The organism is Pseudomonas sp. P1_C12 (assembly GCF_056406435.1).
In genome coordinates, this window is sequence record NZ_JBFUAE010000001.1 from 495,833 (window position 1) to 512,282 (window position 16,450).

Annotated in this window: 8 protein-coding genes and 1 pseudogene; 5 read left to right on the forward strand and 4 right to left on the reverse strand. The window is 51.9% G+C overall.

Annotated elements, in window-relative coordinates; all coding sequences use genetic code 11:
• Positions 1-905 precede the first annotated feature (905 nt).
• Complete coding sequence (locus AC1D19_RS02240) at positions 906-1,208, forward strand: hypothetical protein (protein WP_477762224.1); 303 nt, start codon at positions 906-908, stop codon at positions 1,206-1,208.
• Positions 1,209-1,537: 329 nt separating this feature from the next.
• Here AC1D19_RS02240 and AC1D19_RS02245 read toward each other — a convergent pair whose 3' ends face one another.
• The 4 genes from AC1D19_RS02245 to AC1D19_RS02260 all read right to left on the reverse strand — a co-directional run bounded on the left by AC1D19_RS02245 (position 1,538) and on the right by AC1D19_RS02260 (position 13,166).
• Complete coding sequence (locus tag AC1D19_RS02245) at positions 1,538-6,067, reverse strand: NACHT domain-containing protein (protein ID WP_477762225.1); 4,530 nt, start codon at positions 6,065-6,067, stop codon at positions 1,538-1,540.
• A gap of 100 nt (positions 6,068-6,167) precedes the next feature.
• Positions 6,168-7,361: a restriction endonuclease gene (locus AC1D19_RS02250; RefSeq protein WP_477762226.1), complete on the reverse strand. Its 1,194-nt coding sequence runs from the start codon at positions 7,359-7,361 to the stop codon at positions 6,168-6,170.
• 17 nt (positions 7,362-7,378) lie between these two features.
• A complete protein-coding gene (locus AC1D19_RS02255; RefSeq protein WP_477762227.1) occupies positions 7,379-9,637 on the reverse strand; it encodes an nSTAND3 domain-containing NTPase in 2,259 nt (752 codons plus the stop codon).
• A gap of 247 nt (positions 9,638-9,884) precedes the next feature.
• Positions 9,885-13,166 (reverse strand): hypothetical protein, encoded by a 3,282-nt coding sequence (locus AC1D19_RS02260; protein WP_477762228.1) that lies wholly within the window; start codon positions 13,164-13,166, stop codon positions 9,885-9,887.
• Between the two features lie 199 nt (positions 13,167-13,365).
• Here AC1D19_RS02260 and AC1D19_RS02265 point away from each other — a divergent pair.
• The 4 genes and pseudogenes from AC1D19_RS02265 to AC1D19_RS02280 form a co-directional block, all read left to right on the forward strand.
• A pseudogene (locus tag AC1D19_RS02265) lies at positions 13,366-13,725 on the forward strand (DUF3085 domain-containing protein); the annotation flags it as partial.
• A gap of 306 nt (positions 13,726-14,031) precedes the next feature.
• Positions 14,032-14,835 (forward strand): hypothetical protein, encoded by an 804-nt coding sequence (locus AC1D19_RS02270; RefSeq protein ID WP_477762229.1) that lies wholly within the window; start codon positions 14,032-14,034, stop codon positions 14,833-14,835.
• 236 nt (positions 14,836-15,071) lie between these two features.
• Positions 15,072-15,542 carry a hypothetical protein gene (locus AC1D19_RS02275; RefSeq protein WP_477762230.1) on the forward strand — a complete coding sequence of 157 codons (471 nt, stop codon included), beginning with the start codon at positions 15,072-15,074 and terminating at the stop codon, positions 15,540-15,542.
• Positions 15,539-15,982: a hypothetical protein gene (locus AC1D19_RS02280; protein WP_477762231.1), complete on the forward strand. Its 444-nt coding sequence runs from the start codon at positions 15,539-15,541 to the stop codon at positions 15,980-15,982. Before AC1D19_RS02275 ends, AC1D19_RS02280 begins: the two co-directional genes overlap by 4 nt.
• The last annotated feature ends 468 nt before the right edge of the window (positions 15,983-16,450 follow it).

The window sequence follows — 16,450 nt, forward strand, 5'->3', positions numbered from 1 at the left end:
GATTAGTAATGACAGGTGCGCGGACTGAAATGAGGTGCGTGTAGCAAGGATCTTAACGTCGCAAAAAGTGACCAATGAACACAAGACGCGTCACCTGTGTAGCTTGTTCTAGAGGTATGGATTGCCGGGCGGCTACGAACCATTTTTTTCACTCGAACAGCACTCAACTGGAAAACGACCAAGATGACTGACTTAGGTATGGCCTGCAGGAAGCAAACCTATACGCGCGGCGCATGGTAGTCCAACTGACTGGAAGTAATGGTCAGCTGGCCAGCAGTCAGCGACCGCTCATCATGGCGCTCGACCAGCCACGCATTTGGCTACGAGCGCAGAAAGATTTCACCGCGCGCCTGCAACATGCGATCAATGACGATCATTCCGGGCGTACCTGCCAATTTCAAATGGGGCGTTCCACCGAAAACCACCAAGTGCCATACTGGATCACTGTCAGTGATACCCGTTCGCAATCGCTCGTGTACTGAGTGCGAGTGGGGGCAAATGCATGGGCATAACCGGCAATTTTCGGCCTAAAACTATCGAAATAGAGCCTCATTCAGATGTTCTTTGGCGACCCTGAGAGTCTCTAGGCTTCGTCGGGCAGGCTGTTTATCTGATTGCCACACCCGGGGGTGTCTGAGGGCATGCTTTGGATGGTTTGAAAAGGATGCCCCCAGCCTAAGGCCAAGCATGCCATTGATGAGGACAGCTCCTACCGGACTCTCTGCGAGTCGATAGACCGGCCTGAGGCTTTCAGCGGAACGGTGCAGGATGGACAAAAGCGCCGGCATCGTGGCTACTCAAAGTGCCCGAGACGCCAAACCAGCTAACGCGGTGAAGGGCCTGATCGACCACACGATCAAGCGCTTGAAGAAGCACCAGAGAATGCCGAAGTCGATAGCTATGAGGTGCTCGCCAAGAGTGCTTGTAGTGATTTCAGAATCATCGTGGAGAAAGCGATCGAGTACATTCTGCTGGCAGATGTGGTGGGCCGCTTCCGCCGCGCGATTAATACCCAGGGCAAGCTAGATAAAGTTGCCAAGGTAACCGCTGATGACTGCTCATTTATTGATGATTTGATGACCCGCTACTCCGTGTTCGAGCATGCTCAATCAGGAGAGCTGCAGAGCAGCGCGCTTGAACTGGCGGTGTTTGAGGCTGACGTTACAGCGTTGCACAACTGGATAGCTGAGTTTTCGGCGCGTAAGTAAAACCGCTAATAGCTTGGCCAGAACCGGGCGTGCTACCTGATTCTGGTCAGGCTCTAGCATGACCGCATAACGCGGAATGCTAGTAAGATTAGACGGCAAAAATACCAAACACCATACCATTTCCTATCAAGCTACCGGCGATGATCGGAGTGCCCACCGCACACCTACCGCAATCAGAACAAAACCAAAGAAGAGCGCGCATTTGAAATTGACTGATCGCGCTCACTCTGGAGTTTTACTTAACTGCTTATATCCGTTGGTTGCTACCTCATCATCGAACAATACTGCTAATCGGTGAAATAGCGGCAGCTTTACCAACGCTTACTTAATTACTCTTCAATAGCACCAGGTAAAAACTCTTTAGATTGACCATTGGCCTCATCTTTCGCCCATTGTATCATTTTAGGCTTGCCACGCTCAAACCAGACGACCCCTTCAGAACGCCTCCAGGCAGCATCCTCGTTAGATCCCCCGGGCCACACACTCCTCTCTGCAACGAAGATCCAAACACACGTTAGACCATGCTGCTTAAGGAAATCTTCAAAAAGCTCCCTGTCGACAAATGCATAAGACCCATCATTGGCCGCATCACTACTAATGAATTGAACATTACCATCAGTAGTGCAGTAGCTACCCAATGTGCCGCGAGCAGGGTTCAATTTTAAATCTCGCGCAAGCCAAGGAGCTGGCAAAATTGTGTCAGTCCCGCTCGGCAAAGAGCGGTCCAGATGTGATTCCCATAAGTATCTCACACAAGGAGTCGCCACTCTTATTGATTTTCCGTTGCTGAAATTGAAGTCAGAGTACATCTCCTGAGGCCAAGTGGAACGCCATGGAGCTTCAAGAAGAAATCCTGCGTCCGTACGCTGAGTCGGAGACCAACTGTCAACATCAATACTTTTTTCGCCTTCAAGGTATTGAATAAATTTACGCCTATCCTTTTTATCTATTACAGCCGGCAGCAGGAATCGCCACTCTTCCTGCCTCAACCCATGCTGAGTTACTCGACCATCTTCGTACCTTATTCTGTTCGAAGCATGCTCATACAGCGTCAACCAATGTCGCCCACTGGCATCAATCCGAGAAATAAAACTGGGAAACTCAGTTGTAAAATCAGCAGAGAATGGCCACGCAGATAATTCATCCTCGCTTGTTGAGCCAACATCTATCGCACAGAGATCTACGCCATAGAATTTTGATGGAGTTTTCTGTTCATCCGTTGGAGGCATAAGTATTGTGGGATCAATATCTCTGTGAAAACCAACATCGAGCGGATTTTGATACACCCTCGCGTCTTCATTGAACGACTCAGCAAGCCAGTAGTTATCCGCCAGCCGACACAACAACTCATCAAGCGCCAGCCACTGATATTTTTTCCCAATCCTTTCAGTTAAAGCTCGCTGCCTCGTATCACGTCCATCGCTCCTAGATCTATCATCCGGAAACAGCTTGGACGTCCAACCAAATCTATAAGCTCTTTGGGCAACCCACCGCTGCGCGCTTTCTACATCTATTCTGGCCAGCTGCCGAGTACCCCTAGATTTAAGATCAAAATTGTGACTGTACTCAAGGGTGTACCTAGTTTTTTCATCATCGGACAAAAGCGCCATCAAATCTGCCTGGTAGGCCTCCATGGCTTTTATAGCTTCGTCGATGTTGGCTTTCTTCTTATTACCGGCCTTTAAAAGCTCAGTAAAAGGATTACTACCCCATTTTTGCTCCTGCATCTTCTCAAATATTTTTGCTCTCTTAGCGTACGGCGCTATGACCTCCGCTTTGAATGATTCCTCAATTTTTCTGGGTGACTTCGGTGCAGGAGAGGTCAGCACAGCGTCCAAAAAATCTCTGACCCGAGGCTTAACCTCGTAACTAGCAAAATCCCCCATCAAGCACGCGCATGAATAGTAGATTGTATCGTCCCCGGCTGCAGAGGCTACACGCTTCAGCTTTGCGTCCGAAACATTCAGTTTGGCAGGCGCCGATGAATATGGAGGTCGACAGGCATTCAAATCCACGCCCTCATCTAAACAATCCAGCGATACTGCCCTTTCCACTATCCCCAGTGCATAGTCGCGAACAAGCAGGGAAAGAGGGACGTCTTTCGTGTTGAACACGTAATTATAAGCAGTTCCGGCGTACGATTTGAGACGATGAATGGTTGGATCAATACAAGACGCCCCGTATCCCGCAGCATGCACGCGCTCCAGAATATACAAATCATCCACGCTGGAAAACGCCGCGCACAATCTGTCATAAAGCCTAACTTCAGCGACAAACAAAGAAGTCAAGGCTTTAGTGCAGTAATCGCGAACCTCTCGATTGGAGGCCGTTGTGAGCCAAGCTAGAGCTAGAGAGCACAAATACTGCACCTCTCCGTCTGTCTTGGGCGTCTGGTCTTGAATACTCCAGCTCCAAAGCCGCTCAACAGCACCTCCTTCGTCGAGATAAAGTTCATTTACCCTAACCGTCCAGAAGGCGTCTCGATCAGCAAGCTTCCTTTCAATTAAGTTGTCATGAAGAAACTCAGCGTTCCATGGATGCTTTTTACCCGCGCAAAGCTCAATCAAAATAAAGAAATATTGTTCATCCTCTAGTGCCAGCTCATTAAAAATCTCTAGAGTTCTCTCGGTAAACGCATCGGTATCTCTCCAGCGAATGCTTTCAGCAAACGCCTCGCGGAGCACACGATTAAACAACCACTTTTTCGAGTTGCCCGGCATCACATCAAAAAGTTCAACACCAAATTTTTTGGGAACTTGGATAGACAGAGCCTCAACTAAGCCACTCCACTCCCATCTAACTTTAGAGTCTTTTAGCACAAAACTCAAAATCCCCGCTTCGAGCTCAGCAGAGATATCAGTAGTGGCGTCAAGCAGAGACTCTGCAATTAAATGATCTTGCAGCCGTTGAAAGCTGAAACGGATGACATCATCAGCTAAAGCAAACGGATCATCTGACACTACCAACGGATTTGGATCAAGACGAACTAACCCATTGCGAAGCAGCACAGTCAACCAAGTCAAACCTACAGGGATAGGAAAACCTGCAAATGCAGCATTACTAATGGCTTCAGCACTTGCTTTCGATATGAAATCATTTCGACCAAAAGCCATGGCCTTCGCGATCCCCAACAATGATTTCAACATCGACGGGTATAATTCACTACTTCCGTCATAGCCCGCCCCCAGATTCACAGCGACGCTTTTTAAGTAAAAACTAAATATACTTTTTGCGCCGTGAAGCCCGACAGGAAACTGCTTCGCGCCTAACTGCACCAGTGCCATGCATGCACTGCGCAGAAACAATGGATTTACAAACTCAGATGCCAACCAAGGATTGTTCGGATGAGAAATCCCATAATTACTCAAGTACACCTTGGCCGCTCGTCTTTGTTCACTAGGACTTGCAAATCCGTAGACCTTGAATTTTTCTACGCTTTTTAATACTGCCTCACTCACAATGTAATTTGTATATTCCGCTCGACAACTAACCACAATTGCCAAATTAGGATATTTACGAACCCGCGAGAAGAACTCTGCCAGTTCGTTCTTCCATAGAGCTGCTCCAGCACCCTCATTGATTGCATCAACCAGTATCAGACCGCGACAGCTTCGCGCCTCTGCCTTAGCATTAAGAGCTTGCAGCAACGCCTCTGGAGAAATATCAGTGAGCTCCAGGCGGGATGTAATCTGCTGCCAAACATTGCCCAAACTCAGTTGCTGCCCAAGTACAAGAAGAACGGGCTGATCATTTCGCAGACATTTCTGCGCAGCATTTCCTAGAAGGTGAGACTTCCCAGTTCCAGCCCTTCCATCAATCAGCGCACAGCGATCACTCTCTGCCTGGAAGTATTTAGAATCCAACAAGCTAATTAGACCATCTATCGCGTCCACCACCCCGCTACATTTTTCTAGCGCGAATTGATACGTGGACTTATCTAGGCTTGAGTTGTCGTTCCCGGAGTGCTGCGAAATAAGCTTACGCTGAAATTCTCTGATCTTCTTAACCAGTTCGCGCGCCATCTCAATACTAGCTACAATTGGCCAGGGGTCGAAGTTTTCTAAACCAGCAAAACCTAGAACCCCCTGCAACTCACTAACAATGTGGCCAGCAGCAGCAACATCAGGCTGCAAATCCGCGATGGACCTTGAAGTTGACGAAGACAGCCGAGTAAAATTATCTTCAATCGTCAGAGCAAAATCTTGTATTTCGCTTTTTACAAGCTTGCTTCGACCAATAACTTCAAATAATCTTTCAATTTCCACCTCAACATGATCTTCAGGGTGATATCTTTCCTCCAGTGATGTCAGCGCTCGTTCGACATGGTCTTTGAACCAAGAATCAGAAAACTCAACGCCTCCGAACCAGTAACGACTCACCCCTTCACAATCTGGCGCCATCAATTTATCTGAGATTTCAGACGCCGGCCATGCGACAAAATCAATATCATTTAAACCCAACTCAGCCCGGCGAGCATTCCACTTAGCAACACGTGTTTGCCAGTGTTCCCACCCAGTAGTTCCCTTTCCCTTCACGCCTGCCTTGTCGGTTAAATCACATGCCAGGGCAACGACATACTTGATCAAGGTTGGATGAGTAGTGATTGCCTGCTCAACGGACTCATCGATCTGCCCCCAATCAATATTACCTGTGCGAGTAAAAAATTTAGCCTGATAGCCGATTTTCGAGCCGTTAGTAAGTAGCCAGTAGGCTTCTACACCTCCATCCCCACCTGCCCCCTCTACCCGTCTAAACTCCTTCGCCTCGGCCGGCCTGTCTCTTCTTGCCAGCTGACACATTAGCGACTCGAAAGACTGACGCTGACCTGTTTCCAAACCCCTGATTTTGGAAAAATCCATATCTGTATATTGCCTTCCATTCTTAACCGAGAACTGAATTTCGTAGCTGGTAGAAGTTTTTATTTATCATTAGGAAAAATGGCTCCCACAATACTAACATTCAGTCAATGTGACTGAAAAAACAAGACTGGCGATTCCATTTGGAATACAGATTTCTGCCATCCCAGTAATCAACTTTTCCTTGATCGTCGACAGTTCGCTTAGCTCGAAAGACGGTGGCGGCGTTCCTCGCTGCGAGGATCCGGTTGTCCAGGATAGGTACCTCATGCCCCTCGAGGCCATGTCCATCCTGACTGACGATCCGTCTTGGTAAGCGCATCAACAGAGCCGCATGCCTGGTTTCTTTGAGCACAAGCGCGAAGGAGTTGGTGATCGTGCGGTATCCGGTATCTGCATGAAGAACCAGGGCATGACTGCCACCTTCAATACAGCGCAATGCCGACAGCAGGTGCTGATCGGACACAAGCAACGACTTGTCACGAATAATCCCTTCTTGGGCTTGCCTACACCAATCAGCAATATCTGCTGAAGTCCTTAAATCCAGCTTTCCCTCGCACCGCCCGGCGAAAGCTTCAACTCCTGGGAGATACCGTGAAGTAGTCACAAAAATGCCGCGCTCCGCCTTCTCAAGAGACACTACACCGAACAGGGCCTGGACTGCCTCGAGACGTATTGGCCACTTGGGATCGTAACGCTTGGCTTGAACCAATGTGAGCGTGTCGCCTAGAGGGCCTCGTTGAAGGAGGCGAACGTCTACACCTCCATCACCGACCCCAGGCCCAACCTGCGATTCATATCCCAAGGTCTGGAAAACACGGGAGAGCAGGATTTCGAAATCTCGAGGGCTAAGGTTGTGGAGTCGTTCAGGACGAGCTTGGAAATACTGGTAAAGCTCGGCGTACACATCACCAACGTCTTCGACGATCAGGCTGCACACCCACTTCCAATGGAAATACTGATCGTAAGCGGCCTGCACTTCGTCCGTAGTTGCAAAGAAATAGTAGGAGCAACCGTCGTTGTTCTCGAACCAGAACCCATGCGACTCGCAGATATGATCAAGCTCAGCCCGCAAGGGAGGATCAAGATCTTCATCCAGCAAACGAGCTAAATCTCCACTGCTGTAGAGGATGAAGACCACTGCCTCCTCTCCTGGCTCACCCTGCACACGCTCTGCGTAGGACGTAAAGCCGCTGTCGTACCAGAGGTCATTTCTCTCCGCCCACAACTTGATATAGTTCTGAGCGTTGAGAATTCGTTGCTCGAGATCGCGATCGGAAAATGCAGACACCGGCATACCCTCGTTTACCTGGTCTAGAGATCGACATCGTCAAAGATGTTTCGGCCGCCCTCCTGTGCAGATGGCCGCATCAGATCGCTTCGGCCAACTGCTGGCTCTTCTCCCCGCTCCTGTGATACTTCACTCACCCAATCGTCGACTCGGCGCCTTTGGGTTTCGACCACATCCTCCACCCTGGGCCATTCTGGGAAAGCCGCACGTATTCCCTCTAGCTGATCAATAAAATCAGAAAGGTGGTAATCAGGATCATCCTCATAGCTATACGTTTCCTGCTGAGACTGGCGAATCCTGTCTAGGTCAGGCAAGACATGCTTCTGTACATCGCTGTAGAAGTCTTCCCGCTCCTGATCACCAAAGAATTCATGCATGTCCTCATCGTAGATGTACCCTAGGTCATCCTCATCGAACACAAAGCCGTGAATCTTGGTCGAGATAGCATCTCTGACTGACTCCGGTAAATGACCTTGCCGAAGCAAGCGCAGAGCCAGGTCAGACGACTTCGTGAATAGGTTTCTCGCGAAATCTCGAGCCAGGCTGGAGGTCAACTCTCCATCAGTTTTCGAGTACATGGCCAGGAATACGTGGTCAGTCCTGCGCAGCAGGAAAGAGTACAGTCTGCCCCGCCTCATGCGCTCCACGTCGGCCCCAAAAGTGACGTACTGATAGCATCGTTGTACGATCGCTGCAAACATGCTCGAGGGCAAAATCGTCGCATTCTGAATGCCCGTATCGCCGCACGTCACAAGTTCCATCAACTGCTCAAGAGGTGTGCCATCTACAAAAATCTGCAGATGATCAGGACTCTGGGCGAGTATTAACGCAAATGCATCTCCAATCGTTGGGTGCTTGTACCGCCAAAAGCGTCCTTCAGCAGTATCTGCCACTTGTACAAAGCTTCCCCGGAGACTCTCAAGCGCACGGATGCAACCGGCTTGGTTACCACCCAATCTTTCAATTGTCTTCACCTCATCCCCTGAGAGGTTTATCGGGCTTTCGATTGCTCCGTGCTTCATGTAAAGCAAAGCCAATGCGGCCTGGCTTTCGTCATCCATGCCCTGCATTGTCTCAACGAGCCATCGCTCCTGCTTGGCGACAAACTCATCGATACTTCTTTGGTCGATCTTGAGGGCCCTGGTGAATTCAATACTGCCCAAGCGCCGAGCTGTCTCGGGAGCGAACCGACTGTGAGCTGCCACCGCAGGAAGAAACTCCTTTAAAGCCGTCCGAACCCGCCGCGGTTGGTTGCCAAGCTTCACATGGTTGTAGAGGATTTCTGACTTTTCTCGTGGGGTCAGCTCTTTCACGTCGATGACCACCTGGCTTTCCTCGATCAAAGGAAATGCCGTTCTCTTGAGATCACGCCGTGCGCTGTTGTAGATGTAATCACGGCTAGTCAGGACTACCCGATGGCCCGCTCGGATCATCGTCGAGAGCGCAGGGAGTATCCGGTTCCATTCCATCACCAGGTCGGCTTCGTACTGCATCGCCCCAAAGGCGTCATCAACCCAGATGAACTGCGATGCTTCGTCCGTATTCCAGTGATCTCGAATTTGCTCGGGCTTTTCCAGCTTCAACACCCTACTTCCCCACTTATCCATCGCACACATGGCCATAAGTGAGGCAATCGTCGTCTTTCCTGCAGCGGGCTCTCCAACCAGGAGAACAAAACCATGCTGCTGAAGGGCCTGGAGTGCTTTGCGATAGGTGCCAGTCACAACAAGCTTTGAAAGCTCAGGAAGCTCCGTCAGCAGCGCCTTCGTCTGTTTGTACCGTCTTTCATCCAAGATCTGACTGAGGTCACCCAGACCATAGAGCCGAGGCACATTCATGCGCAGGTTACTGTTTAGCTGGATCTTCTCGCAGATCCATGTGGAGCCCAGCAGCAGAACGTGCTTGACCCCAGCATCTTCAAACGCCTGCTTGATCTTGAGATGGCTCTCCCCAGTCCAGTCGCCGTTCGTCATCAGAACATAGACATCACACTGTCCCTTGGCGACGAGTCTGCGCACTTTTTCACGCTCACCAGCTACATCTGACAGCGTGAGATTATGATCACGGCGCGATGTGAACTTGCACTGGAAGACGAACGCGCCTTCATACAACTCATTTGGCTGAGGAGACCACGTCCCCTTGAACCCACCGTCGCGACCTCCATCATTTCCCTCAAGGAACGTCTCGACCGTCTGACCCAATACCGTAGAGGCTACGGCCATGCATAACTGCTGAAAGCTATGCCAACCCAGGAGGTGAAGGTCGTATTTAGGGACGCTCATCTGACGTTCGATCCTTGCAGCCAAGTCCTGATGCCGGACAAAGTGCCATCATAGCGGAATTGTCGAAATGCCGTGCCTGGAGATAGCGGCAGCACTACTTTCTAATCTGGATCTCGGGACCTGATCCTTCGATGCAGACGTAGCTCATCCGTTTTCACTCCGGTGAGGAGTAGCAATCGAATGCCTACTGCCTAGTGACCTCATCGAGATAGCGATACGCCTTTTGCGAAAACGCGTCAGCCCTCAATCAGAGATCTATGTACTCAACCGATCTGCGCTTCTGAGCCGTCAGAATGATTCGGCTATTCGCCCAAACGACGTATAACTCCGAAACCTGCTGCTGCCCCTGCGCGTAGGCATAAAATCGTGTATTCAGGCGCCTAGGTCTCGTACGCCAGTGCGCAGCGCTTGCTCCCGACTCAATCTGACGGTAAGGCTCGGCGCGCTCAATGAGGCGTTTTCTGAAGTACTTCTCAACAGTGCTCTGATTGGAAAGGAGATGCATGCCACCAGGGTTCGGGAAAAGCACCGCTACCAGCTCATTTTCTTGAGCAATGCTGACGGCGACATCAAAAAACGCGTTGACGATGCTGTGTACCGTATGAGTAGCCAACATCTCATCCATCGGGTTGATCGCGCGAACGATCAGGCAACGCTTGGTTGGATGGAGCTCCGGGATTGATTCGAAATAGATCATGGCCATACCAGCAAGACGACGTTGCACAGGGTCGAACACCACCATATGCGCGTGCCGCTCCTCCTTCCACATGTCCGTGTCATCGCGCGTGCACAGGTTCGCGGCTTGCCTGGCGAAAAACGCTGCCGGATACTTTGACACGAACGCCTGCAATTCAGTGACTTCGTCGTTAGCAGGCATAGCGGTGAACTTGCCCTGCTCGCGCTTCAGCCAGCTTGCACATGTCGCGAGCACAATTGCTTGGGTGTGTCTAAGCGCGGCCTGCAATCTTCCACGGCCAGTTTGCGACCCGGCCAGATTAGCCTCACCCACCATTCGCTTGGCCAGGCTATCAGCCTGCTCATCGTTGAAGCTCATAACAAACGCCGGCATATGCGCCTCAAGAGCGTCCGGCAAGTTGCTGGTGAACAGCGTGTCGAGCTGCTCCAGCCCCTCGGCGATGTCGGCACTGAAATCCTCCAAGGCAGTTATCTGTCCGAGGTCGGTTTCGAGCCACGACCCGATCAATGAGTCCTCACGACTCGTCGCGAACAGTACACCTAGATGGGCCGCCACGGACTGAGGATCACGCGACTTGTCGTATAGCCGCTTGGAACGGATGGCCAGGCACACGTCGGTGAAGTCCTTCTTTGAACAGATCTTCGCGCTGATCGTCTTTGCCTGAATCAGCGCTTGCAGACTACTGCGCTCAAGGCGCTTTTCCATGCGACGAATCGAGCGCGCCCAGCGCATGGGGTAACCATCCCACAATTTCAATCCAGCCAGGTGCGATTCGAAACCCAGGACATTCTTCCACTGTGACCTGACGCTGTGGCTGTCAGCCTTGTAGATCATGGATATAGCCTCAGCCTCCTGAGCCTGCAGCTCAGCGCCTGATGGTCCGCGCCCCATTAGCAGGTTCTCTACCAACGGCACCAATGCGTCCATCTGTTCTTGTAGCTGCTCAGCTGACGACCACGCATGGCGAACCATGCTCGGCAGCAGGACGCCACCCGTTTGGTTCAGGATGGCTGGTAAACGAGGCAAAAGTTTTAGACACTCGGCCTGAGCAAGCACTTCCCTTCGTTCGTCGTAGCGCTTGCGTGCCGCGTCGTCCGGTTGCTTATGGCGATAACCGATGTCCGCTAACACCCGATCATCAATGGCCCTCATGACACAGCTCAGGTTCTCAGTGAAAGCAGCAAAGTGGTTACGACGGAAGGCATCGTCCAGCAGTACACGAGATGTTGAATTCAGGTCCCAGCAACAAAGCGTATGTACGCCACGTGCCTTGTAGTACCAGTCCATGATCGCTTTGAATGAGTTCAATCCCTTGTCCTCGACCAAGTACTGCAAAGTGCCTAGTCCAAACCGTACCACGCGCTCCGCTTGGCACAAATGACTGAACTCTGGCATGGGCACGGCGGTGAGCAGATAGTGATACGGTTGGGCGGTAAGAGTGCCAGCACAGCGCATGATCCAGTCAACCAACTCGCGCTCTTTACGCGGTTTACGCTGCCCTTTGATCTCAAGCCAAGTTTCAAGGCTCTGGACACCGATGCCGGTATACGCATGCTGAAAACCCAGAACTGCCTCAGGGTAGCCATACCCATGTCGCTCAAGCACTGCCAAGTATTCCAGCAATGCACCGGGGCGCGCCAGGTAAGTGCAACACTGCCCTATCTGCTCGAAGCTCAAGCAGTATGGAGCACCGGCCAACAGCGCGATCTCGGCAAGCGGTTCGCCCTCTCCCTCTCTTTTGTTGAGCTCCAATATGAGCGTCTGGCAATGCGCGAGGTCTTCGACGCTCGCGCCCAGAGCAATCAAGTGCTCGACCAACAATGAAGAAGGCTTGCAGTAGTGGGCCAGCATACGCTTGAAGTGTTGAATCTGATCAGCTGAACGGGCCTTAACCACATCCAATACAAAGGCCCAATTTGCGCTGGAAGCTCGCCAAAGCGACTCGCCAATGACCTCGTAGATCGCCTCTGCGCCTGCTGCGCCAGAAGCAACAATCAGTTGCAAGTTTACCTCCAGCCGATCCGGGTCTATAGCATCCAGGTCATGACGAAAGATACCCGCTACCTGCTTGCGCTTAACACCATTGGCCAGCAATAGATCAATGGCCTGTTTGAAGGTGCGAAGGGCTTCAGGGGTGATCTCGGGCGCGTGATAGCGCTCTTTCATTTGATAGTCTAGCCAGGCCAGCTCCGCTTCTGTCTGCACCACGTTGGTTAGCACCAGCAGATTGGCGAGTGAGCCCTTCAACCTGAAGCTGCCATAGCGAGCATAATGCTCGATCCTCGCAAAGCTCTCGACGCCAACCTTACGCACGGCCATGAACCAGCCAGCATCCAGTCTGTCGAGTTGTCTTGCGCGTTCATAGGAGAGCAGCGGTATGCCTTGTATGGCCTGATCAACGGCTGGGGTGTAGCGGTTCAAGCGACACGTCACGACTCGTTCGTAAAAGGTCTCGTAAAGAAAGGAACGTCCTTCGTAGGTGCGTGTTTTTGCTAACTGCCTACGCGTGTATTGCCATGTCAGCCAATGCGGGACGAAGAATATCCCCAATTTGCCATACCAGGGCCACGCCTCTGGTTTAACCAGTGACTGCGAAGCGGGTATGCCAAGCATTCGGCGGATATGAAGTGCCTGGTCAGAGTCTTCGGCAAGCAGATCGCTGACATTGTTCTGCACCCAACGCCGCGCAGCTCTTAAGGCAATCCGCTGAGTATATCTGGAGTGAACGTCGGCACTTTCATCGTAATCGGAAATGACCAGTCGTTTAACCGCATCTCGCCCTTGCTCTATGGCATGGGTACGAAATGCCCGATACCCGCTTTGATCACTCATTGTCATTCCTTTTACGTGGCGGTGAGATCGTGCAAACGAATGCGGTTGAATCAGTTTTGTAATCGATGGCGGGACAAGACTGACACAGACCCGATGCGCGGCTCAAACAGAGCCGGCCTTCATATTTTTGCGACCTAGTGGATTGCCAGCCGCCAGCTACTGGTGCCGGTGATACTGCAATCGGCGGCCGAGGTCCAACAAGCGTCAGGCGCTGATAGCCTACGCAGTTGACTGCAATCCCGACGTCGTGCCATTTGACAACTGCTGGGAACTAGCACGCGTCGCGCTGGGCGGCGAGTTCTTCGACCCGAACGAAGGCATGCTCACGCGTATCCTTAAAAGCACTGACGACCTAGAACTGTCGGTCACATACATGCAATTTCCCTGCACGGACTGGCATCAACTGACGAGAAGCACTGCATCCGTTGATACCAAAAGTCTTCGCCTGTCAAAGGCTCCGCTTCTTTGGCTGAGGTTAACGCGAGAGCCGGCCATTTCCTATTGGTCGTGGCGAACCTTCGCGCGCAGTGTGACGCTCCGCCCTTGCCTGCGGACGTAGCCAGTGACATGCCAGGCAACCATCGGTCTTAAAAGTTACGGCGCAGCACCCGGTACGTAACGACGCCAGTTCGCATCACATCCTTTCGCAATTTGCTCCCTAGAGCTGAATTGCTAGGGCTGGTAGTCAGCCTTGCGGCTGGAGGGTTCAAAAACACCTTTCATGGGTTGGAATGGGTCTTTCCTGGACATGCGAACAAAGGACCTGGTACCTACAACCAACGAATAGTTTTGTGCACAGGTACCGACAGACGTGTGTTTGCACATTAGCCTTGGCACATCTTCTACACCTCAGGTGAACCGAACGATGACAACCACCTCACAAGCTATTCAAGTCTGCGAAGCAGTTCTTCGAGCGGATTTGGAGTACAACCAGACTAACAAGATATGGCCAAGCGTGAATCGCGTGATTGAGCGTATGCTCAGTCGACGCAATGAGCTGTGCGACGCTTACGAAGAACTTCATGAGTCGCTCGCGCAACGCCCTCATGCCTTAAAGTCGTTCTTTGACATCCTCACCTCGACTCCGGTGGCATGGAGTCCGGAAAAGATCACCGAAGCGCGACAAGCGCGCAAAGAGCTCACGGGTATCAACGCACAGATCGCCGCCGCTGCAGAGGCACTTGCGCTACTGCTCACGCGTCGTGACGAAATCAAGGAAGGCTCAAGCTTTAGTTGCGACACCTTCTACCACCCACTTGATGTGCTGAACGCTGCTGCTGAACATGAGAACCATCACCTTTTCGAGTCCTACGTCAAAGATGGTTTGGAAATGTTGCAGTATCAGTACGACCTGAAATACTGGCCCTCGCTGAGCTCACTCGTTGAGGCTATTGGCGAAGATGCTGAAAATGCAGAAGTATATGCACAGGACCCTGCCACTGACTCGGCGACAGAGGGTCGCCGTCCTGGGCTCTCCGATTTCCTGAAGGCATTCTTCACTCGCTTGAAGGAAAACAGTGTAAGGGAAGCCGGCTTCATTCCGAATAACCTCAGCGTGTCTGATAACACTGTGGCTTCGTTGGTCAATTGTGTCCTTGATCTCAACGCAGACAAACTGATCGATGGAGATTTCATCAAGCGCTTCCGGCAGCGCGAGCGTGAACGCTAGAGCACCCTATATCACCTCGAAACACTTAATTCTGGAATTACCGTTAGCAGCTGAGGAGATTCGCTTCAGGTGAGTGCCCACCGAGATTTTTCTTAAGAGAGATTTGAAAGCGTCAATATTTTTCTGCGACAAACGCACGGAACCATCAGCGTTCAATTCACAGTCCGCACAGTCGTCTCTGAAAAATACCGCATAGCTGCCAGAACCGCGACACTGAAACCATTCATGGAGGAAGCATGCAGATCACATTGCAAAGTGAGGACGACCTGGAACAGGCGCTTCGCGAGATACATCGACGAGCTTGCACGTATGAGGGGCCGTTGATGCACCAGTTCATGGAGCTGGCCAAGCTCAGCGCGCCAGTCGAGCCTGATGAGCCCCTTGGAGAGGAATTCCAGGATAATAAGTTAAGCAATGCCAACGCGGAACCCGCGAGGCGCAGCGAGACCAAAGAGCGATTTGAAGAAGCCCTGTCGTTACTGATGGTGCTCGCTTTTCCGGTGAACAGCGGAACCGAGCAAGCAGTTCGCCGCGAACTCAACGAGGTGCTCGCACGCGATCAGCAGGTTGAGTCAATGCAAATGCGCGTCGGCAACCGAAAATCCAGCCTACGACGTAATCTTGGACGGCGCCCGACGAAGCAGCAAATTGCATTGCGGGGAGCGTTGCTCGAATTTCTCCCTCGAGAGACCAAGGAGGATTTATGAGTACGACTACATCCCACGCGACAGGCGTCAAGAAGAAAAAGAAGAACCAACCGGCACCACCGGAACTGGTCAAAGCGGTAGGCGCGCTCTTCGACATTGCCGCGAAAGCACCTCCCCCTCTTCAGCTGCAAGCGATGACCCGCGACAAGCTGTACGAAATGCTGGTTCTAGCTCGTTTACTGAGGGTATTTCGGCGTGCACACCCAAAAGGGTCAATCATTCATAGGCCACCATCCAAGGGAGGCAAGACGTCAGAGGTGGTCGTGGCGAGTAAACCAGCTCTGGCCGATCGCAAAAGGTTCTCGCATTTTGATCTGCTCGACGCCGCTGGACAGTTAGTAGGGGAAGCTTGGACCTCGGTCGAGTTTGAGTCGCTGAGTTGGGCACATAACGGCGGAGCTCCGGGCAAGGCCCCCCCGCCAAGCCCGACACGAGCTTGACGTTTGTGTACTTGAGCCTGGCGCGGGAGAGCGTCCGTCTCACTTGCAGGTCTTTGCGGGCATCAGTTGCAAAGACGTGCGCAGTTCCTCGAAGGAGAACGTACGTGAGGCATTGGGGCTGCGGCGCGAGACGGCGTTCCTGCAGACGCCTGTGCAAAGCCTCGCCCCTTGGTTGGTCACTGAGGTTCCCGCGGAACCGAGTGCACCGATCCTTCTCATCAGCTCCGACGTCGGGGTAAGGAAATACTCATCACCAGTTGACGCCCTGGGCGTCTATGTCCGATTCGTGCGTCGCCCTTGGGAAGCAGAGGTTTAAGTCTTTATTGATCAAGCAGCCAAGCCTGGAAATCTAAGCGGCATGCCATTACTTTTGTCGCCACCGACTTTTCGGTGGCGAGAAGCCACTCCGTTTCACCCCCCGTACCGGCATAGGTTGCTCTGGGTCAACATAAACCCTCAACAGCTGCA

Bases quoted from the DNA above. Each gene is read 5' to 3' on its own strand.
- AC1D19_RS02275 (WP_477762230.1), top strand. From the start codon at position 15,072: ATGCAGATCACATTGCAAAGTGAGGACGACCTGGAACAGGCGCTTCGC.
- AC1D19_RS02245 (WP_477762225.1), bottom strand. From the start codon at position 6,067: ATGGATTTTTCCAAAATCAGGGGTTTGGAAACAGGTCAGCGTCAGTCT.
- AC1D19_RS02255 (WP_477762227.1), bottom strand. From the start codon at position 9,637: ATGAGCGTCCCTAAATACGACCTTCACCTCCTGGGTTGGCATAGCTTT.
- AC1D19_RS02270 (WP_477762229.1), top strand. From the start codon at position 14,032: ATGACAACCACCTCACAAGCTATTCAAGTCTGCGAAGCAGTTCTTCGA.
- AC1D19_RS02280 (WP_477762231.1), top strand. From the start codon at position 15,539: ATGAGTACGACTACATCCCACGCGACAGGCGTCAAGAAGAAAAAGAAG.
- AC1D19_RS02250 (WP_477762226.1), bottom strand. From the start codon at position 7,361: ATGCCGGTGTCTGCATTTTCCGATCGCGATCTCGAGCAACGAATTCTC.
- AC1D19_RS02260 (WP_477762228.1), bottom strand. From the start codon at position 13,166: ATGAGTGATCAAAGCGGGTATCGGGCATTTCGTACCCATGCCATAGAG.